Below are 19579 nucleotides of genomic sequence, written 5' to 3'. Positions count from 1 at the left end.
CCGGAGTGTTGCGGTGGCAGCATGAGCGTGTCAATAGAAAGTGAACGCTTCACGGCACCCGCGCCCGGCGCCGCCTCGACCCCGAAGGACGGCGCGGCGGCCGGTGCGCACCGACCCAACCCCGGTCGTACACACACTTTTTGACGCTTCAACAGCAAGAACCCGCGTAACGGAAGCGCAACCTCTTGACTCGCCCCTCACGCGGATGAACTATTCCCGGTCAAGAGAGCGCTCCCACGGCCCCTGATCGTTCACTTCCTGAAACAGGAGAGCCCCATGCCGACCTCCTCGTCGACCTCCCCCACACGCCGCACCGTTCTCGGCGCCATCGCCGCGACGGCCGCCACCGCGAGCCTGGCTCCCCTGGCCACCCCGGCCGCGGCGCAGACCCCCGCCGCCCCGCTGGCCGGCGGCGGCGACCTCGGGCCCAACGTCATCGTCTTCACCCCGTCCACCCCCGGCATCCAGGCCAGACTCGACGAGATCTTCAGGCAGCAGGAGAGCGCCCAGTTCGGCAACGGGCGCTACGCGCTGCTGTTCAAGCCCGGCACGTACAACGGCCTCAACGCCCAACTCGGCTTCTACACCTCGATAGCGGGCCTCGGCCTCTCCCCCGACGACACGGCGATCAACGGCGACGTGACGGTCGACGCCGGCTGGTTCAACGGCAACGCGACGCAGAACTTCTGGCGTTCGGCGGAGAACCTCGCGCTCACCCCGGTCAACGGCACCAACCGGTGGGCCGTCGCGCAGGCGGCCCCCTTCCGCCGCATGCACGTCAGAGGCGGCCTCAACCTCGCCCCCAACGGCTACGGGTGGGCCAGCGGCGGCTACATCGCCGACAGCCGGATCGACGGCAGCGTGGGACCCTACTCGCAGCAGCAGTGGTACACCCGGGACAGTTCGGTGGGCGGCTGGGTCAACGCCGTCTGGAACATGGTGTTCTCCGGCGTCGAGGGCGCGCCGGGCCAGAGCTTCCCGAACCCGCCGTACACCACCCTGCAGACCACCCCGGTCTCACGCGAGAAGCCGTTCCTCTACCTGGACGGCGCCGACTACCGGGTGTTCCTGCCCGAGAAGCGGACCGACGCGCGCGGCACGACCTGGGGCAACGGCACTCCGCGCGGGACGTCCCTGCCACTCACCCAGTTCTACGTCGCCAGGCCCGGCGTCAGCGCCGCCACGATCAACGCGGCCCTCGCCCAGGGGCTCCACCTCCTGCTGACCCCGGGCATCTACCACCTCGACCGGGCCATCGAGGTCAACCGCGCCAACACGGTCGTGCTCGGCCTCGGCTACGCCACGCTGGTGCCCGACAACGGCACCGCCGCGATGAAGGTCGCCGATGTGGACGGGGTGCGCCTCGCCGGGTTCCTTCTCGACGCGGGCCCGGTCAACTCCCCCGTACTGCTGCAGGTCGGCCCCCGGGGTTCGGCGAGGGACCACGCGGCCAACCCGATCACCGTGCAGGACGTCTTCATCAGGATCGGCGGCGCCGGGGCCGGCAAGGCCACGGTCAGCATGGAGGTCAACAGCCGTCACACCATCATCGACCACACCTGGGTGTGGCGCGCCGACCACGGTGCCGGGGTCGGCTGGGAGACCAACCGCGCCGACTACGGAGTGCGGGTCTACGGGGACGACGTCCTGGCGACGGGGCTGTTCGTGGAGCACTTCAACAAGTACGACGTGCAGTGGTTCGGGCAGCGCGGGCGCACGATCTTCTTCCAGAACGAGAAGGCGTACGACGCCCCCAACCAGGCCGCCGTCCAGGACGGCAGCGTGAAGGGGTTCGCGGCGTACAAGGTCGAGAGCTCCGTGACGTCCCACGAGGGCTGGGGCATGGGCAGCTACTGCAACTACACGTCCGATCCGTCGATCCGGCAGGACCACGGTTTCGCCGCGCCGAGGACCCCCGGCGTGAAGTTCCACGACCTGCTGGTCATCTCGCTCGGCGGCAAGGGCCAGTACGAGCACGTCATCAACGACACCGGTGCCGCGACGTCGGGCACCTCGACCGTGCCGTCCACGGTGGTCTCCTATCCGTGACGCGCCCGCCCACCCCAGCGGCCCGGCCAGTGGCCGGGCCGCCCTCTCGTGATGTGGATCACGGTGGAGGGCTGTAGCGGGAGCGGGAGCCGGTGCGTTTACTCGGAGCGTGATCGAAGACGTACACCTGCGGCCCGTGGCGGAAGACGACTTGGCGCGCATGCACGCGCTGCATCACACCGTCCCCGAATCCGGTTCGGGGTTCGACTGGTTCGGCTTCTCCGGTCCGGCCGCCAAGCGGCGGGCGTGGGAGGAGAACGGCCTGCTGGGCGCGGAGACGGGCGTCCTCGTGGTCGCGCGGGGCGACGAGTTCCTCGGCTGCGTCTCCTGGCGCAAGGTCCCCCTCGGACCGCTGAACCACGCCTGGAACATCGGCATCGCGCTGCGGCCCGAGGCGCGCGGCCGGGGCGTCGGCACCCAGGCCCAGATCCTGCTGGCCCGGTACCTCTTCGCGCACACCCAGGTGAACCGCGTCGACGCACATACCCACGTCGAGAACTTCGCCGAGCAACGGGCCCTGGAGAAGGCCGGGTTCACCCGGGAAGGTGTCATGAGGGGCGCCCAGTTCCGCAACGGCGCCTTCCACGACATGGTGCTCTACAGCATCCTGCGCCGCGAGGTCATCCTCGACTGAGCGCCGCAGCTCAGCACTCGCCCTTCGCCATGATGGCGTCGACCGTCTCGTCCAGAGTCATCGCCGAGCTGTCGAACCACTCGCCCTCACCGGCGAGTTCGGTGCGCATCGCCTCGTCGAGGAACGACCAGTCGTCCGCGAGGACCTTGTCGCGTGCGGTGAGACGCCGGGAGACGACCTCCATCGACGGCGCGAGCACGATCAGGCGCAGCGGCAGCCCCTTGAGGTGCTCCCGGTAGAACTCCAGGTGTGCGCGCCGCACGACCACGTCGTCGATGACGGGGACGACGCCCGCGGCGTGGAAACTGCGGGCCAGTACCGCGCCGTTGCGCGCCCTGAGCAGCAGCTGACGGTCGGCCTCCAGGTCCTCCTCCGGCTTGGGCAGCCGGTTCCCGGAGACGATCAGGTCCTGGAGATGGTCGCCCTCGATGTGCGCGCCGAGGGCGAACCTGCGGGCCAGCTCGCGGGAGACCGAACTCTTCCCGGACCCGGGGATGCCGACGACGAGGAAGACGTACGGGGCCGGTTCGGTGTCGACGACCTGGCCCTGAAAGGAAGTTTCCGGCATGTTCCGCCCGCTCCTGCTCGCCGTCCCGTGGACCGGCCGCTGCGGCCGGCGTGCGCGTGGTGATCGTAACAACCGCCGGTCAACTGCCCCTTCGGCCCCACGCCTCGGCCTGTCCCCCTTTTCCCGCGTCGCCGCCGGGGGCGGTGCGACTGCAACGGGGCGCGAACGGAACGGCTTCACATCGCGCACACAATCCACACCTCGATCTTCACCCAACGGTTGATTGCCGGACCAATTCCCAGTTGGGGGGCGGTAATTACTCAATCTTTGGCAGAATTTTGCCCTGCCATCGAACCGTAATGCGATGGCAAAGTGATGGACACGACGGCCGTCCAGGCTGTCTCCCCGGGGCACCGAGCACCCGCACCCGGCGGACCGTGCCGCCCCACCGTCACCGACGACCCGACCACACCGCGTCCCGGCACCGCCCGGAGGACGCAGGAGGCAGGCCACCATGAAGTCACTGATCGACCACGCCCGTTCGTTCGCCGCGACACACGTGGCGGACCCCAGGAACGCCCCGGTCTTCGAGGCACTCGGCGCCGGACAGTCACCCGAAGCCCTCTTCGTCACATGCTCGGACTCGCGTGTCGTACCGGCCCTGATCACCGGCGCCCGCCCCGGCGAGCTCTTCGAACTCCGGACCGCGGGCAACGTCGTACCGCCCTACCCGGGAGCCGGCCACGGCGAGCGGACCGACGACCTCCGCGACGGCCACCACCCCATGAGCGAGGCGGCCACCATCGAGTACGCGGTGTGCGTGCTCGGCGTCCGCGACGTCGTCGTCTGCGGGCACTCGCACTGCGGAGCCGTGGGCGCGCTGGTGCGGCGCGAAGACCTCTCGTCCGTGCCCGCGGTCCGCGACTGGCTGGAGCACTCCGTCACCCCCGACGACGCCGTGCGCTCGCTCACCCCGACCTCGCCGGACGTGGCGGAGGCCGTGCAGACCCACGTCCTCACGCAGGTGGAGCGGTTGCGGGCGTACCCCTGCGTACGTGAGCGGCTCGCCGAGGGCTCGCTCACCCTGCACGCCTGGTACTACGAGGTGCACACCGGCACCGTCACCGTCCACCGCCCCTCGGGCACCGGCCGGCCGGCGTTCGTCCCGCTGTGAGAGCCGTCGCCGCCCCCCGCTGACCGGCTGCCCGCTCCCACGACAGGACCCCCACCCTCATGTCCTCCCTTCCCTCTCGACCATCCCCCCTCCGTTCACCCTTCGCCGCCCTGCGTGAACCGGGCGTGCTGCGACGGGACATCCTGGCCTCACTCGTCGTCTTCCTGGTCGCCCTGCCGCTGTGCGTCGGCGTGGCGGTCGCCTCCGGTGTACCGGCCGAACTGGGCCTGGTCACCGGCATCGTCGGCGGCCTGGTCGTCGGCTGCCTGCCGGGCAGCGCGCTCCAGGTGAGCGGCCCCGCCGCCGGCCTCACCGTGCTCGTCTTCGAGGCGGTACGCGAATTCGGGCTCGGCATGCTCGGCGCGATCGTGCTCCTGACCGGCGCCCTGCAGATAGCGCTCGGGCTGCTGCGGTGCGGCCGGTGGTTCCGCGCGATATCGGTCTCCGTCGTCCAGGGCATGCTCGTGGGCATCGGACTCGTACTGCTCTTCGGCCAGCTCTACACCATGGCCGGGGCGAAGCAGCCGCTCTCCGGCGTCGACAAGATCACCGGTCTGCCCGGACTGCTCGCCGACACCGTCCGGGACACCACGTCGCTGACGGCCGCGGCCATCGGCATCGGCACGATCGGTGTCCTCGTCCTGTGGCCGAAGCTGCCCGCGGCGGCGCGCCTGGTGCCCGCCCCGCTGGCGGCCGTCGCCCTCGCCACCGCCGTGACGGCCGGACTCGGCCTGGACGTGGCGAACGTGTCGGTGCGCGGCATGGTCGACGCCATCCAGCCGCCGGGCCTCGGCGAACTGGCCGAACTGGGCAGCGTGGCCGTGCTCGGCACCGTCCTTGCCTTCACCCTGATCGCCTCCGCCGAATCGCTGTTCAGCGCGGCCGCCGTGGACCGCATGCACGACGGCCCGCGCACGCAGTACGACAAGGAACTCGTCGCCCAAGGCGTCGGCAACACCGTGTGCGGCGTGCTCGGCGCCCTGCCGATGACGGCCGTCATCGTGCGCAGCTCCGCCAACGTCCGGGCGGGCGCCCGCACTCCGCTCTCCCGGATCCTGCACGGCGCGTGGCTCCTGCTCTTCGCGGTCCTGCTGCCGGCCGCGCTCGGCATCATCCCGCTGGCGGCGCTCGCCGGTGTCCTGGTGCACGCGGGGTGCAAGCTGATCCCCGTGAAGGAGATCGTGCCGCTGGCCCGCGCCCACCGCGGCGAGGCCGTCGTCCTCTCCGTCACGGCCGTCGCCATCGTGGTGACCAACATGTTCGAGGGCGTGGTGCTCGGCCTGGTGCTCGCCGTGGTCAAGTCCGCCTGGGACACCTCCCACATCCACCTGGACGTACGGGAGTTGACCGACGGCCGGATGGTCGTGACGCTCACCGGGAACGCCACGTTCCTGCGGCTGCCCCGCATCCTGGAGACTTTGGAGGGCATGCCCAAGGACCGGCCCATCGAGCTGGACCTGACCGAGGTCCGCCACCTGGATCACGCCTGCCGCACGACGCTGGAGAACTGGGCGCTGCGGCACAACGACAGCGGCACGGAAGCCGTACGGATGAAGACGCTTCCGGTGGCCGGGGCCTGAGGCCCGTACCACCGCCGCTCACCGTCTTCCCCTGCTCCGGGTGGCGGGCGCCACGAGCCCGCCACCCGGTTGTCCCCTCACTCCCTCGGCACGGCGTGCCGACCGATCATGGAGGTTTCACCGTGGAACAGCTCATCAAGCGCATGACGGAGGAGTCCGTGTGGCGCAAGTGGGTCGCCGCCAACTCGGCTCAGGGCGGCGGCACGCCGGGCGCGAAGGAGGGCTGCATCAGCGCGACGCCGAAGAGCGGCTGCATCAGCGCGACCGGCAAATCCGGCTGCATCTCCTGACGCACTGACCCGGCGGGTGCGGTGGCCGGCCGGCGCCACCGGCCGCGGCCACCGCACCCGCCCTCGCTCCCCCGGCACCCGCCCCCTCCCGCACCGGAGCCCCCGTGAACCGCCTGCCGAGCGCCGACGTCCTGGACCGGATCCGGGACATCCCCCTCTACCGCCCCTCGATCGAGCGCGGCGACTTCCCGATCCTGGAGAAGCCGGAGATCGCCCGGGACTTCCCCGCCAACTGGATGACGCCCGCGCTGGAACGCGCGCTGGAGACGGGCGAGGCCGAGTTCGTCCTGTCCACCGGGACCAACCACGCCCGCATGCAGATCATCCGGCCGCCGTACTTCCTGCTGCGCTCCTACTACCGGCTGTGGAGCGACCATCCCGAGCTGGGCGCCCTCTGGCACGAGGGGGGCCGGCGGGTCTCGCTGACCACCGTCCTCGCCACGGAGCACGTCGCCCGCGTCAACGCCGGGAAACCTGGCGCGACACGGGGCGAGCGCTGGCTCGACGACCGGACCCTCTACCTCAACCGCACCCTGGACCCGGCCGACTGGGACCGCTCCGAGGTCGAGCGGATGCTCGCCGAGATCCGCGAGGTGAGCGCCGCGCACCCGGACGGCTCGTATCTGCTGGACTGCTCCGGCTACCACCTGGCCCACCTGGTCCGCAGGGTCGACGCGTGGGGCCTGTGGGACCTCTTCCCGCGGCCGGCCGGCATCGTGCATGCCTACGAGTACACGCCGCTCAACGTCCGCGCGTACCTGCGCGACCACTTCGACTGCCCGATCGTCGACCTCTTCGGCAGCACGGAACTCGGCTACCTCTTCTACAGCGACGGGCGCGGTGGCGGCCGGGACGGTGACGTGCGCTACCACCCCTATCTGCACGGCATGAGCGTCGAGCTGATCCCGGTGGCGCCCGGCAGCGGCATCCTGAGCCTCATCGTCACCAGTGTCCGCAACCCGTACATGCCGCTGGTCCGCTACCGGTCCGGGGACTGCGTCCGCACCCGTGACGGCAGTACGGACCCGGCGCGGATCGTCTCCTTCTGCGGCCGCGAGAAGGAGCTGCTTGCCACGCCCGAAGGACCCGTCGCCCAGGCCGACCTCGACGCCCGCGTCGCCTCCGTCGCCCCGCGCGTCTTCCTGCACCAGCTGCGGCCGGCCGGCGAGGACCGGTGCCTGCTGTGGTGCACGACCTTCGACGGCGAGCCGCTCACGCCCGCCGAGGAGAAGGAACTGGCCTCCGGGATCGGCGCCTTGACCGGCCGCTCCTGCCGCGTGGAGCACCGCTCCCACGTGCCGATCGGCCGCTCGGGCAAGTACGCCTGGCTCACCACGCCCTAGCAACCGCGACCGGACGAAGGACCCCGCCCATGCACGCACCCGCCCCGCACCCGCCCGCGCGACCCGGTACGGCCCCCGGCGCCGAGGAACTCCTCGGCCCAGCCCTGCACGAGGAGGTCGTCCGGTACTTCGCGTCCAGGCCGGGCGCCCCCTCCGCCTCCCACGTCACGGACCAGGTCCGCGAGTGCCTGCGCTACCTCTACCTGGTCTCCCGCCACCCCGACCGGCTCGCGGGCCTCTTCCTCCCCGTCGAGCAGGACATCGACGAGATCTGGCACTACCTCATCCTGCAGACCCGCGAGTACCGCGAGCTGTGCGAACAGCGGCTGCCCGGCGGGCACTTCATCCACCATCGGAGCGTGTCCTACGACACCTACCAGCAGGCACCCGGGCGGGAGACGGCCGCCGAGGAAGCGCTGCGGTGGATCCCTCTCTACACCGCCGCGTTCGGCCCGTACGACGAGGCCGCCCTGCCGCACTGGACGGTCGTGCGCTTCCTCCACGACGAGCTGGACCTGTCCCTCGCTCAGATCACGGCGCTCGCCGGCGGTCCGGACGACCGGTAGGCCCCGCCCTGTTGCCCCTCCGGCGCCGCGTGCGCATGCTGCTGGAATGCGCTTCTCCGTCAACATCCCCAACTTCGGCGACTTCGCCGACCCCCGCAACGTCGCGACCGTGGCGGCCGCCGCCGAGGAGGCCGGCTGGGACGGGCTCTTCGTCTGGGACCACGTGCTGCACCGCAAACACGGGGACCGCCCCTTCGGGGACCCCTGGATGCTCCTGACGGCGGCCGCGCTCGCGACCTCCCGGATCCGGCTCGGCACCCTCCTGACGCCCGTCCCCCGCTACCGCCCGCAGCAGCTCGCCCGCCAGGTGGCCACCCTGGACGGGCTCAGCGGCGGCCGGGTGGTCTTCGGGGCGGGGCTCGGCGGGCCGGTCGAGGACGAGTACCGCAGCTTCGGCGACACCGCGGAACCGCGCGTGCTCGCCGAGCGGCTCGACGAGGGGCTGGAGCTGTTGCGGGACCTCTGGTCCGGCCGGCCGGTGGACCACCACGGCCGGCACTACGAGGCCCGTGACGTGACGCTGCTCCCCGCCACCGTGCAGCGGCCCGGCCCGCCCGTGTGGATCGGCGGGTTCTGGCCGCGCCGCGCGCCCATGCGGCGGGCGGCGCGCTGGGACGGCGCGGCGCCGTTGTTCGAGTCGGCCCGGCACGGCTTTCCGCCCGACCTGACGCAGGTGCGGGAACTCGTCGGCTATCTGCGCGAGCATCGTACGGAGGAGACCGCGCACCCCTTCGAGATCGTGCTCGGCGGCGCGAGCCCCTGTGACCAGGCCGGGGCCAAGGACCTGATCGGCCCGCTGCGGGACGCCGGTGCCACCTGGTGGGACGAGCGGCAGATCCAGGACAGCCCCGGCCTGGACCGCCTTGACCCGGTCCTGCGCCGGGTGGAGGCGGGGCCTCCGGCGCTCTGAGCCGCACCGGCCCCGGGGCCGGTGCGGCCCGGAGGGCTCACACCAGCTCGGGCTGCGGTTCCAGTTTCTGTGCCGGGGCGGCCTTCGGGTCCCACAGCCTGGTCGTCCGCATGTAGCTGTGCACCACGGAGGCGGTCAGCAGGATCAGGAGCGGTCCGAACACCCACGGGTGCCGGGCCATCTCCAGCGGCAGGAAGCGGTACGACAGCAGGAGCGCCACGAAGACTCCGGCGCCGTAGGCCACCAGCTGGACGCCCGAGCGGTCCCAGCCGCGGGCGTGCGAGCGCAGCGCCGCGTCGATCGTGACCGCGAAGACCACGCCCGCGATGATGTCCGCGCCGTAGTGGTAACCGAAGCCCAGCGTCGCGCCGAGCGTGGCGAGCAGCCAGAACGCGCCGGCCCACTGCAGGGCGCGGGGGCCTCTGCGGGAGTGGATGAAGATCGTGGTGGCCCACGCCGTGTGCAGGCTGGGCATGCAGTTGCGCGGGGTCAGGTCGTCGTACCCCATCTGGTGCGGCACGCTGATCGTCGGCGGGGTGTGCGGCCAGAGGTTGGCCACCGCCCACTGCACACCGCCGGTGCCGGAGGCGCCGGGACCGTAGGCGAAGACCGGCCCGACCACCGGGAAGATCATGTAGATGCCTGGCCCGAGCAGGCCGATGACCAGGAACGTGCGGACCAGGTGGTGGCTCGGGAAGCGGCGCTCGGTGGCGACGTGCCGCAGCTGGTAGAGCGCGACGGCGACCGCGGCCACGGCGAGCTGGATGTACACCCACTCCAGGACGTGGGTGCCCACCGAGCCGGTGGCCTCGACCATGCGGCCCACCAGCCACGAGGGGTTCCCCAGCGCGTGGTCCGCCGTCGCCACGTACTGGTCGAGCACCGTCGGGCGGGTCTTCCACGTGATGAGCAGCCAGGAGTCACCGGTCTTGCGTCCCGCCACCAGGAGCAGGCCGAGGCCGACGCCCTTCAGGAGCAGGACGCGTTCCTGGCCGGACCGGCGGGTGAGGGCGATGACCCCGTACCCGAGGAGCACCCACAGCGCGCCGTTGCCGAACATCATGTCGGCGCCGACCACCCACCGCACCAGGAAGAAGACGACATCGATGCCGACCGCGACACCGGCGGCGATGAAGCGTTCGCGCCAGGTGAGCACCACCATCATCAACGCCATGCTGGCGTAGAGCAGCGGTCCCGATTTGGGGGCGAAGATCACCTCGCGCGCCTGGTTGGTGATCGGCCCGGCCACGCCGTAGTGGCGCGCGGCGATCTCCAGCGCGACGAGGAATCCGAGGGCCACCACGCCGGCCGTGGTCCACAGAATCGCCCGGGGCTGACGCCACGCGGCGAACATCTTCCTGCTGTCTATTCGCGAAAAGACCCGCGATGCTATGGATTTCAATTTATGGCCGATTTGTTAGATGTCTGCTGATACGTCGCGCTTCGTGCCGGATGGCATGCTTCCGGTCGATGAGGACGATCGGCCGCAAGTTTGAGCATGCTATCGGAGCCGGGTCGACGGGGTTCCGCTGGTCACGGGCGGTACAGAGAGGACTCCACACCGGCATCGCGTACGGGGCCGACCGTCTGCCCAGCGCAGGAGAGGAAGCGGAACCGGAGGGGAGGCGTCCGGCACCCGTAGGCCAACTCCCCTCTCACTCAGGGGATTTGATGATGCCGACAGGTCGCGCGAGGGCCGCGCCATAGTAATGTGACATTTTACTGACCGGCCTCCGGGCCCTCCGTGCGCGTTGCCCCAAGGGAGTCCTCGTGACCGAATCCGGCACCCACCCCGCACCAACGCTCAACACCGGCAGCCATGACCTGGCCGTCTCCCCCGAGTTGTCGCGGTTCATGGCGGAGTCCTGGGCTCCGTCGGCCCTCCCGGACTCCGCCCGGGTCACCGCGTATGCCGTCACCCCGGCCCGCCGGGCCAGGCTCTCCGCCCGCTTCCCCGGCGAGCGGCTGATCATCCCGGCCGGCGAGCTCACGGTCCGCTCCAACGACTGCGACCACCGCTTCCGGCCGCACAGCGCCTACGCCTGGCTGACCGGACTCACCGGCGAGGACCAGGCGGGCGCGGTGCTGGTCATGGAGCCCTCGGGGCCCCGCGGCCACGAGGCGGTGCTGCACCTGCGGCCGCGCTCGCCCCGCGTCGCGGGGGACGAGGAGTTCTACCGGGACCGGCGCTACGGCGAATTCTGGGTGGGGCGCCGGCCGGACCTCGCCGAGGCGGAGCGGCTCACCGGCATCCGCTGCGCCCACCTGGACACGCTGGGCCGCGCCACCGGCCGCCATGCCGCCACCGATCCCGAACTGGCCGCCGCCCTCTCGGAGTTGCGCCTGGTCAAGGACGCCTGGGAGGTCGACCAGCTGCAACGCGCCGTCGACCACACCACCGCCGGCTTCGAGGACGTGGTGCGCGCCCTGCCCCGTGCCCTCGCGCACCCGCGCGGCGAGCGCTGGATCGAGGGGATATTCGGCCTGCGCGCCCGCGCCGAGGGCAACGGCACCGGCTACGAGACCATCGCGGCCTCCGGCGCCCACGCCTGCGTGCTCCACTGGATCCGCAACGATGGGCGGCTCGACCCCGAGGAGCTCCTCCTGCTGGACGCGGGGGTGGAGACGGACAGCCTCTACACCGCGGACATCACCCGCACCCTGCCGCTCTCCGGCCGCTTCTCCCCCGTCCAGCGGCAGGTGTACGAGCTGGTGCTCGCCGCCCAGGACGCGGGCATCGCGGCGCTGCGCCCCGGGGCCCGCTTCCGGGACTTCCACCGGGCCGCCATGCGGGTCATCGCCGAGGGGCTCGCCGCGTGGGGCGTGCTCAAGGACGCCGAGGGAGATCTGCACCGCCGCTACACCCTCTGCGGCAGCGGCCACATGCTCGGGCTCGACGTGCACGACTGCGCGAAGGCGCGGGCCGGCACCTATCTGGACGGCGTCCTGGAGGCGGGGCAGGTCCTGACCGTGGAGCCCGGCCTCTACCTCCAGCCGGACGACGAGACGCTCCCCGCCGAGCTGCGCGGCATCGGCGTACGGATCGAGGACGACCTCGTGATCACGGCGGACGGCGCCCGTCTGATGTCGGGCGCCCTGCCGCGCACCGTCGCCGGGATCGAGGAGTGGATGGGCGGCCTCCTCGACGCCTCCGTCTGAGTAGCCGTGGCGGGGCAGGAGCCGCGCCGGGGCCGCCGCGCGGTCAGCCGGAGGGCCGGTCGAACGTCCAGACGGCACTGGCGCCCGGGCCGACTGTCAGCGTGGAGCGGCCGATCCGCTCCTCGTGGCGGCGGCCCGCCGGCTCGTTCAGCGAGAAGGTGACCTCGCGCAGGCCCGCCTCCTGCCGCGTCGTCGCGTCGAGCCTGATCGTGGTGGCGCCCCGCAGCGCGATCGCCCCGCCGCCCGGCAGGGACCGGACGACGAATCCGCCCGCCCGCAGCAGCGGCACCGTGCTCGCGACGTCGCGCCGGGTGATGGCGAGCCGCACCGACGTCACGTCACGCATCCGGTGGTCGAGATAGCCGTCGTTGAGGTAGCGCTCCCGGCCGACGTCACCGGGGCGGCTCGGCGGCTCGGTCCCGCTGCGCGGGTCGGCGAAGTACTCCTTGCGGTACTCCATCGACCAGGCGCCGAAGGAGTCGTACTGGTCGGCGGCGATGGCGAAGAAGCCGTCGAACCAGGGCACAGGGACGCCGTCGCCGAAGTCGCGCGTCTGCAGGAAGTCGGCCGGGGTGACCCCGAGGTCCACGAGCCGGTCGCGGACCGTGGCCAGATCGCCCGAGCGCTCCACGGAGAGGCCCATCCCTGCGGCGCCGAACTCGCCGTCCCTGCCGGGCAGGTCGCCTGTCCCGAACAGTTCGAGGTAGGTCTCGCGGCCCATCAGATAGCGGCCGGTCCAGGTCTGCCCGTCGGATCCGGTCGTGGTGCGGACCTGGAAGTTCGCGAACTCCCGTAGATAGGCGCTGTGTTCGATGGCGTCGGCGGTCTCCCGGTCCAGGACGCCGTAGGCGTGGTTGTAGAAGAGCAGTTGCCGGCCGGGCGCGGGCGGGGTGTCGTCGGCGGGGGCCGCCCACGCGGTGCCGCCGACCGCCCCCGCCAGCACGGCGGCGAGCGCCACGACGAGGGCCATGACCATCCGCGTCCTACGGAACAGCAGCATCATGCAGGCGATCGTAGGGCGGGCGGCGCGGCGGACGAGGGGACTCCGCGCACTTCGGCACGGCGCTGTCGGGCGCTGTCGCCGGATCGGATTTCGCGCCCGGCCGGTCCGTGGGGTACAGTCGATCTTGAGCTCGCCGCCGAACAGACGGTGCCGGGCCCGGCGTTGGTGGTCCAAGGAAAGGCGCCCCACTTCCTGTGGGGAGATGCAGGTGCAAGGCCTGCCCAGCGCTCGCGACAGAAGGCCCGGCCTCCGTGACGGAGGCCGGGGCTTCTGCTGTCCCCTCCCGCGGCGACGCGGTCCCGGGGTGCTCCGGACCTCGATGCTCCGGACTTCAACTGGTGTGGCCATCGTGCGCTGGGTACAGATGGAGGAGAACCACCGCTCGCGAAAAGCATTGCCCGAATGCTCCTACTGTCTCGGTGAACTCCCGCGCACCGAGGCGGTGGTCGAGGCGGGTCGGCCGCGCCCACGGGGAGTCCGGCGCGGCCGTGCCTGCACATTGCCTGGTCCCGTCAGCGTGTCAGCGCGTCAGGATGCCGCGGCCCGCCCGTGCCGCCGAGACGAGTTCGGCCACCGTGGCCAGTTTGACTCTCGGCCGCCCCGCGCCGTGCCCCCGCGCGATCTCGGCCCGTTCGATGGCGGCCAGGCCGCGCGCGTCCACGAGCCGGCGGTTGCGGCGCCGGGCAAGGCGATGGAAGGCCTTCGGGTCGTGCCGCGGGGTGGGCAGCGCACCCGCGACGGCGTCGGCCAGGAGGGTCGTGACCGTCTCGGCGGCGCAGGTGCGGTTGGCACCGATGCCGCCGGTGGGGCCCCGCTTGATCCAGCCGACGACATAGGTGCCCGGCTGCCCGGTGACCCGGCCGCCCTCGTGGGGGACGGTGCCGTCGGCCTCGTCGAAGGGCAATCCCGCCACCGGCACGCCCCGGTAGCCGATGGCGCGCAGCACCAGCCCCGCCGGTACCGTCCGCTCCCCCGAGGCCGCCGTCATCCGCACGGCCTCGACCCGTTCCGTGCCGAGGAGTTCGGCGGGTTCGCAGTGGAAGCGGAGCACGATCCTGCGGCCGGGCGCCGGCGGTCCCTCCCACTCGTGCCGCGTGCGCGCGACGCCTTGCAGGACCGCGCCCTTTTCTGACGGCCCGGCGGTGTCGATGGCGGGGCCGATGCGCGGGTCGTGGTCGTCGACCGTCAGCTCCACGCCCGGCAGATGCTTGAGGGCCAGCAGCTCCGACCTGGTGTACGCGGCGTCCTCGGGGCCGCGCCTCGCAAGCAGGATCACCTCGTGCACCCTGCTCTCGCGCAGGGCCCGCAGGGCGTGGTCGGCGATGTCGGTGCGGGCGAGGGTGTCGGGGTCACAGAGCAGGATCCTGGCCACGTCCAGGGCGACGTTGCCGTTGCCGACGACGACCGCGCGCTCGGCCGAGAGGTCGATGCTGTCCGGGGCCGCGTCCGGATGGGCGTTGTACCAGGCGACGAAGGCGCTGGCCGCGATGCTGCCGGGCAGCTCCTCCCCCGGCACGTCCAGGCGGCGGTCGGCCGGGGCACCGACGGCGTAGACGACGGCGTCGTGGTGGGCGGCGATCTCCTCGTGGGTGACGTCGGTGCCCACGGCCAGGCCGAGGTGCATCCGCACCCTCGGGTGCGCGTGGAAGCGCGCGAAGGTGTCGCCGACCTTCTTGGTCGCCGGGTGGTCGGGCGCCACGCCGTACCGGACGAGCCCGCCCGCCACCGGCAGCCTGTCGATCAGGGTCACCTCGGCGGCGGTGTGCAGCAACAGGTCCTGCACGGCGTACATTCCGGCGGGTCCGGTGCCGACGACGGCGACCTTCACGGGGGTGAAGTCGGCGGGCAGGACGCGCGGGAAGGCCGGCTCGCCCCAGGCGTGGAAGTTCGGCCCCTCCACCGCCGTGCCGGTGGTCCCCTCCGCCGTACTGCCGTCGTAGTAGGCCGCGTTGATGTCCGCGTACTCCCGCTGGGCGGCGGGCAGGCTGTCCACCGGGAAGATCGCGTCGACGGGGCAGGCGTCGGCGCAGGCGCCGCAGCCGATGCACGTGCGGGGGTCGATGTGCAGCATCTCGGTGCTGCCGAACGCCCGCTCCTGCGGCGTGGGGTGGATGCAGTTGACCGGGCACACGGCGACACAGGTGGCGTCGCTGCAGCAGGTCTGCGTGATGGCGTAGGTCATGTTCGTCGGCTCAGCTCGCTCGGGTCCGTCGGCTCAGATGAGGTTGGCGCGCCTGTAGAAGACCAGGGCCGGCCTGGTGAGCAGGCCGCATGAGGCGAGGAACTCCATCAGTCCCGAACAGCTCGACCGCATCATGGACTTGTGGTGTTCGTTGGCCTTCGCCTCGGCGAGCGCGCGTTCCTCGTCGAGCCCGGCGTTGGCGTACACCTTGCGGTTCACCATGCTGGTGACGATGACGTACGAGGCGATGGCGATCACCAGGGCGTTGATCTCGCGGCGTGCCCGGCCCGCGCCCGCCAGCCGCTTGCGCGTCTGGTCGCGGGCGAACTTCATGTGCCGCGACTCCTCGACGACATGGATGTTGTTGATGGTGCGGACGAACGGCACGACGCGCTCGTCGCGCATCCAGTCGCGCTGCATGACGTCGAGGACCTCTTCGGCCACCAGGATCGCCGCGTACGCGGCCTCGCCGAAGGCGACCGACTTGAAGACCCTGCCCATTTCGGTGGCCCACCGGCGCGGCCGGTAGGCGGGTGCGCCGAGCTTCGCGGCGCCGCGCGCGAACATGATGGAGTGGCGGCACTCCTCGGCGATCTCCGTGAGCGCCCACTGGACCTCGGTGCTCGTCGGGTCCTTGGCGTAGACGTCGCGCAACACCATCTGCTGCAGGATCATCTCGAACCAGATGCCCGTGCTGGCCACCGAGGCGGCCTCCTGGCGGGTCAGCTCCTTGCGCTGCTCGTCGGAGAGTTCCTGCCAGTAGGCGGTGCCGTAGAGCGTGCTCCACTCCGGGCTCGCGCCGTGGTAGTCCCGGTCCAGCGGCGTCTCCCAGTCGACCTCGGTCGCCGGGTCGTACGCGAGCACGGCGGCCGAGTCCAACAGCCGACGGGCCACGTCCCCCGCCGGGGAACCGCCCTCCGGGGACGTGCCCTGTGTGCTCGGCCGAACAGTGCTGCTTGCCATGGTGCGGCTCCTTGGCTCCAGACGTCCAGGCAGCGGGCACGGCGCCGCGTCGCACGGCAGGCCGCGACCCCCTTGTTAGACGGAATGTATAACAAGGGGGTCGGGGGCGACTACCCTCCGGTAAGGAGGAGATCGGGCCGCGCCTCTGCTGCCCGGGTGGCGGCGGTCAGCCGCTCGCCGCCGGCCAGCGGATACGCGTACTGCATGCGGAGACGACCAGTGCCGACGCGGCGACGGCGGCCAGGCCCCACACGAGGCTGCTCGCGTGGGCGATGAACCCGATGAGCGGCGGTCCGGCCAGCAGACCCGTCGTCCCCATCGCGGCGACCAGCGTCAGCGAGTCCGAGCCCTGGCCCGCCGCGGCCACGTAGACGCACGGGGTGACGGCGGCGATGCCGAGCCCGACACAGGCGAAGCCGAGCAGCGCGGGCACCAGGCCGCCGGTGAGCAGCGCCAGAGCCAGCCCGGCGCCGGCGAGCACACTTCCGGCCAGGACGATCCGGCCGTCGCCCCAGCGGCTGCGCCAGCCATCGGCGAAGAGGCGGGCGACGACCATCATCCCGGAGACGACGGCGATGCCGAGCGGGGCAAGCTCCGCCGAGGCGTCGGCCACGTCCTCCAGATAGAGAGCCGACCAGTCGTTCATGGCGCCCTCGGTGACCGTGCCGAACGCCATGGCGACACACATCCACAGCGTCATCCGGGACGGTACGGTCCACTTGCCGGCGCCCTTCTTCTTCGCCGACCTCGCGGGCTCCTCGTCCCCCGCCGTCGCCGCCTCGTCCGCGGCGGGCCCGTGCTCGGCCAGCAGGCCGGGCCGCGCGCAGACCACCAGGAACAGCAGGAGCAACGCGGCGGCCCCGAAGTGCACGGCGACCGTCGAGGTCACCGCGTTCATGCCGGAGGCGAGCAGCGCGGCGAGCAGCGAACCGCCGCTGAACGTGGCGTGCAGCCGGGCCATCGCGTTGCGCTCGTACCGCTTCTCGAGTTCCGCCCCCTGGGCGTTCATGGCGACGTTGAGGCAGCCGACCAGGACGCCGTCGACGCACATGACCAGGAGGGCGACCGGGTAGTTCGGTGCCGCGGCGAGCGCGAGGAGCAGCAGGGCGAGGCCGAGTGCCGACAGGAGCGCGAGCCGCCGCGAGCCGAGGCCTCGCATCAACGCCGCCACCACGGGGAACGACACCGCAGCGCCGATGCCGGCGGCCATCAGCAGGACGCCGACCTCCGCGGCGGACAGGCCGAGGTCCGTCTTGATGGCGGGGATCCGCGCGGCCCAGGTGGCGTACTGGAAACCGAGCGAGCAGAAGAGCGCGGCGATCGCCAACTGGCCGCGGTGGAAGGGGTCACGCAACGGGAGCGCCCGCACCGGCCCACCTCTCCGCACCGCTCCGCGGTCCTGCGTCTCTTGGTGGGACCGTGTCTCTTGTTGTGTCTCTTCGCGCTTCGGCATCTCTTCGCTGTTCTGTTTCGCTGTCCGCCTGCCGGGCCGCGGGTACGGCCCGCGACATGTAGACGGCCGTCGGTCCGTAACCGGTCGGCACGGGGCCTCCGGGGTCGGTGGTGAAGCCGCGGCCCGACCAGAAGGTCTCGCTGCCGCCGACCGCGATCAGGGAGATCCGGTCGTAACCGTGCGCGCGGGCCGTCGACATGAGGCGCCGCAGGAGGTGCCGGGCGAGGCCGCGGTGGCGCAGGTCCTCCGCGACGACGATGTCGTGCAGGTGCAGGTTGCGGGTGTGGTGCGCCGGCTTTAGTTCGGTCCCGCCGAGTTCCGGGTACGCCGACTCCGGGTAGGGCAGGGCAAGCAGGTAGCCGGCCAGCCGCCGCCCCAGGTCGAGCGCGAAGCACGTCTCCGGTGAGGCCCGCACCCGGGACTCCAGCGCGGACCGCCCTTCGGACAGGCCGAGGGGCGTGTAGGCGCGGGCCTCCAGCGCCACGATCCCGTCCCAGTCACCGTCGGCGATGCGGCGTACGCGTATCTCCTCGGTCACGCCGCCTCGTCCCCGGCGCCTTCGGCGTCGATCCAGGTGTACGGGAGGGGGTCGAAGCCGTTGAAGCCCCGCGTCATGTAACTCGTCGCGTACGCGCCGCAGGAGAGCACCCAGACGGGGTCGCCCGACGCGAGTCCCTTGGGCACCGGGACGAGCCCGCCCTCGTGGGAGTAGGCGTCGTCGCTGTCACAGGTGGGTCCCGCGATGACGGCGGGGACCGACTCGGTCCCCCGGTGTGAGGGGAAGACGAGGCGGTACTGCAACTGGTCCATCTCGTAGAGGCCGTTGAACTTGCCGCAGCTCAGGTAGAGCCAGTACTGGCGCCTGCCGTCCGGTCCCCGGCGTTCGGACAGGCGGGAGACGTGTGCGCGGATGGCTCCGTGGTCGGCGGTGAGGTAGCGCCCCGGTTCGATGACGAAGGCGAGCCGGTGGCCGGGGATCGCGGCCAGGCGTGCCATGCCCTCGCGGATGACCGTGAAGATCTTGTCCATCGGCGGGTCGAGCCGTCTGCCGTACTTGTCGCGGTAGCCGCGGGCCGGCAGGCCGCCTCCGAGGTTGACGTGGTCCAGGGAGATGCCGCGCTCGGCGAGGAGGCCCAGCACGTCGGCGATCAGGTCGACGGCGCCCTGCCAGGCGTCGGCCGTCATCTGCTGCGAGCCGACGTGCACGGAGAGACCTGCGGGCGTCAGTCCCAGGTCACGTGCCGTCTCAAGGATCGTCACGGCGTCCTCGGGCGGGCACCCGTACTTGTTGCTGAGCCCCCACAGCGCCCCCTCGCCGGTGGTGGCGAGTCTGCAGAACACCCGGCTGCCCGGGGCGTGCGCCGCGACCGCCCGGACGTCCTCCAGGCTGTCGGTCGCGAAGTCCCGGATGCCGAGCCGGAAGGCGTCGGCGATGTTCCGGTCCGACTTGACGGTGTTGCCGTAGTGCATCCGCTCGACCGGCACGCCCGCCCGCAGGGCCTGCTCCACCTCCTTGGGGCTGGCCGCGTCGACGCCCGAGCCGAGCCGTGCCAGGCGGGCGAGGACCTCGTCGACGGGGCAGGCCTTCATGGCGAAGCGCACGGCGGCGCCGGGGAGTTCGCGGCGCAGCGTGGCGTAGCGCTCCTCGATGCCGGGGAGGTCGAAGACGATCCGGTCATCGGCGGCGGCCGCGAGGGCGTCGAGGAGGGGTGCGCTGTCCAGGCCGGTCCGCGCGCCGCGGACCGTTCGCGCGTCGTATGTCATC

Annotated in this window: 17 protein-coding genes; 9 read left to right on the top strand and 8 right to left on the bottom strand. The window is 71.8% G+C overall.

Annotation, left to right across the window (positions count from 1 at the left end; translation table 11 throughout):
* Nucleotides 1-276 precede the first annotated feature (276 nt).
* Together ACZ7DY_RS16525 and ACZ7DY_RS16520 are read left to right on the top strand one after the other, a co-directional pair.
* Nucleotides 277-2049 carry a coagulation factor 5/8 type domain-containing protein gene (locus ACZ7DY_RS16525; protein WP_471135526.1) on the top strand — a complete coding sequence of 591 codons (1773 nt, stop codon included), beginning with the start codon at nucleotides 277-279 and terminating at the stop codon, nucleotides 2047-2049.
* A 109-nt stretch (nucleotides 2050-2158) separates the two neighbouring features.
* A complete protein-coding gene (locus ACZ7DY_RS16520) occupies nucleotides 2159-2683 on the top strand; it encodes a GNAT family N-acetyltransferase (protein ID WP_471135523.1) in 525 nt (174 codons plus the stop codon).
* A 10-nt stretch (nucleotides 2684-2693) separates the two neighbouring features.
* Here the strand turns inward: ACZ7DY_RS16520 and ACZ7DY_RS16515 are convergent, their stop codons facing one another.
* Nucleotides 2694-3251, bottom strand: a complete 558-nt coding sequence (locus ACZ7DY_RS16515) for an AAA family ATPase (protein ID WP_471135520.1) — start codon at nucleotides 3249-3251, stop codon at nucleotides 2694-2696.
* Between the two features lie 454 nt (nucleotides 3252-3705).
* On the opposite strand from ACZ7DY_RS16515, the gene ACZ7DY_RS16510 reads away from it, so the two are divergent.
* From ACZ7DY_RS16510 to ACZ7DY_RS16485, 6 genes are all read left to right on the top strand, one after another.
* Nucleotides 3706-4365, top strand: a complete 660-nt coding sequence (locus tag ACZ7DY_RS16510) for a carbonic anhydrase (RefSeq protein WP_471135517.1) — start codon at nucleotides 3706-3708, stop codon at nucleotides 4363-4365.
* Nucleotides 4366-4424: 59 nt separating this feature from the next.
* Complete coding sequence (locus tag ACZ7DY_RS16505) at nucleotides 4425-5945, top strand: SulP family inorganic anion transporter (protein ID WP_471135514.1); 1521 nt, start codon at nucleotides 4425-4427, stop codon at nucleotides 5943-5945.
* A gap of 122 nt (nucleotides 5946-6067) precedes the next feature.
* A complete protein-coding gene (locus ACZ7DY_RS16500) occupies nucleotides 6068-6235 on the top strand; it encodes a hypothetical protein (RefSeq protein ID WP_471135512.1) in 168 nt (55 codons plus the stop codon).
* Nucleotides 6236-6339: 104 nt separating this feature from the next.
* The gene (locus ACZ7DY_RS16495) at nucleotides 6340-7578 is read left to right on the top strand and encodes a phenylacetate--CoA ligase family protein (RefSeq protein WP_471135509.1); all 1239 of its coding nucleotides are present in this window, start codon (nucleotides 6340-6342) and stop codon (nucleotides 7576-7578) included.
* 29 nt (nucleotides 7579-7607) lie between these two features.
* Nucleotides 7608-8144: a glycine-rich domain-containing protein gene (locus ACZ7DY_RS16490; protein ID WP_471135506.1), complete on the top strand. Its 537-nt coding sequence runs from the start codon at nucleotides 7608-7610 to the stop codon at nucleotides 8142-8144.
* 46 nt (nucleotides 8145-8190) lie between these two features.
* Entirely contained in the window at nucleotides 8191-9054 is an 864-nt protein-coding gene (locus ACZ7DY_RS16485; protein WP_471135503.1) for an LLM class flavin-dependent oxidoreductase, read from the top strand.
* Nucleotides 9055-9091: 37 nt separating this feature from the next.
* On the opposite strand, the gene ACZ7DY_RS16480 is transcribed toward ACZ7DY_RS16485, so the two are convergent.
* A complete protein-coding gene (locus ACZ7DY_RS16480; protein ID WP_471135501.1) occupies nucleotides 9092-10408 on the bottom strand; it encodes a phosphatase PAP2 family protein in 1317 nt (438 codons plus the stop codon).
* Between the two features lie 416 nt (nucleotides 10409-10824).
* Between ACZ7DY_RS16480 and ACZ7DY_RS16475 the strand changes: the two genes are divergently transcribed.
* Entirely contained in the window at nucleotides 10825-12213 is a 1389-nt protein-coding gene (locus ACZ7DY_RS16475) for an aminopeptidase P family protein (protein WP_471135498.1), read from the top strand.
* Between the two features lie 43 nt (nucleotides 12214-12256).
* On the opposite strand, the gene ACZ7DY_RS16470 is transcribed toward ACZ7DY_RS16475, so the two are convergent.
* The 6 genes from ACZ7DY_RS16470 to ACZ7DY_RS16445 all read right to left on the bottom strand — a co-directional run bounded on the left by ACZ7DY_RS16470 (nucleotide 12257) and on the right by ACZ7DY_RS16445 (nucleotide 19578).
* Entirely contained in the window at nucleotides 12257-13216 is a 960-nt protein-coding gene (locus ACZ7DY_RS16470; protein ID WP_471135496.1) for a DUF5829 family protein, read from the bottom strand.
* A 520-nt stretch (nucleotides 13217-13736) separates the two neighbouring features.
* The gene (locus tag ACZ7DY_RS16465) at nucleotides 13737-15398 is read right to left on the bottom strand and encodes an FAD-dependent oxidoreductase (protein WP_471135493.1); all 1662 of its coding nucleotides are present in this window, start codon (nucleotides 15396-15398) and stop codon (nucleotides 13737-13739) included.
* 33 nt (nucleotides 15399-15431) lie between these two features.
* Complete coding sequence (locus ACZ7DY_RS16460) at nucleotides 15432-16361, bottom strand: AurF N-oxygenase family protein (RefSeq protein WP_471135491.1); 930 nt, start codon at nucleotides 16359-16361, stop codon at nucleotides 15432-15434.
* A gap of 166 nt (nucleotides 16362-16527) precedes the next feature.
* On the bottom strand, nucleotides 16528-17730 hold the full coding sequence (locus tag ACZ7DY_RS16455; RefSeq protein WP_471135489.1) for an MFS transporter: 1203 nt from the start codon (nucleotides 17728-17730) through the stop codon (nucleotides 16528-16530).
* Complete coding sequence (locus ACZ7DY_RS16450) at nucleotides 17708-18352, bottom strand: GNAT family N-acetyltransferase (RefSeq protein ID WP_471135487.1); 645 nt, start codon at nucleotides 18350-18352, stop codon at nucleotides 17708-17710. Before ACZ7DY_RS16450 ends, ACZ7DY_RS16455 begins: the two co-directional genes overlap by 23 nt.
* A complete protein-coding gene (locus tag ACZ7DY_RS16445; RefSeq protein WP_471136681.1) occupies nucleotides 18349-19578 on the bottom strand; it encodes a type III PLP-dependent enzyme in 1230 nt (409 codons plus the stop codon). Before ACZ7DY_RS16445 ends, ACZ7DY_RS16450 begins: the two co-directional genes overlap by 4 nt.
* Nucleotide 19579 lies beyond the last annotated feature (1 nt).

This window comes from Streptomyces sp. NPDC037013 (assembly GCF_055607265.1).
This window is presented reverse-complemented; position numbering and strand designations above follow the sequence as displayed.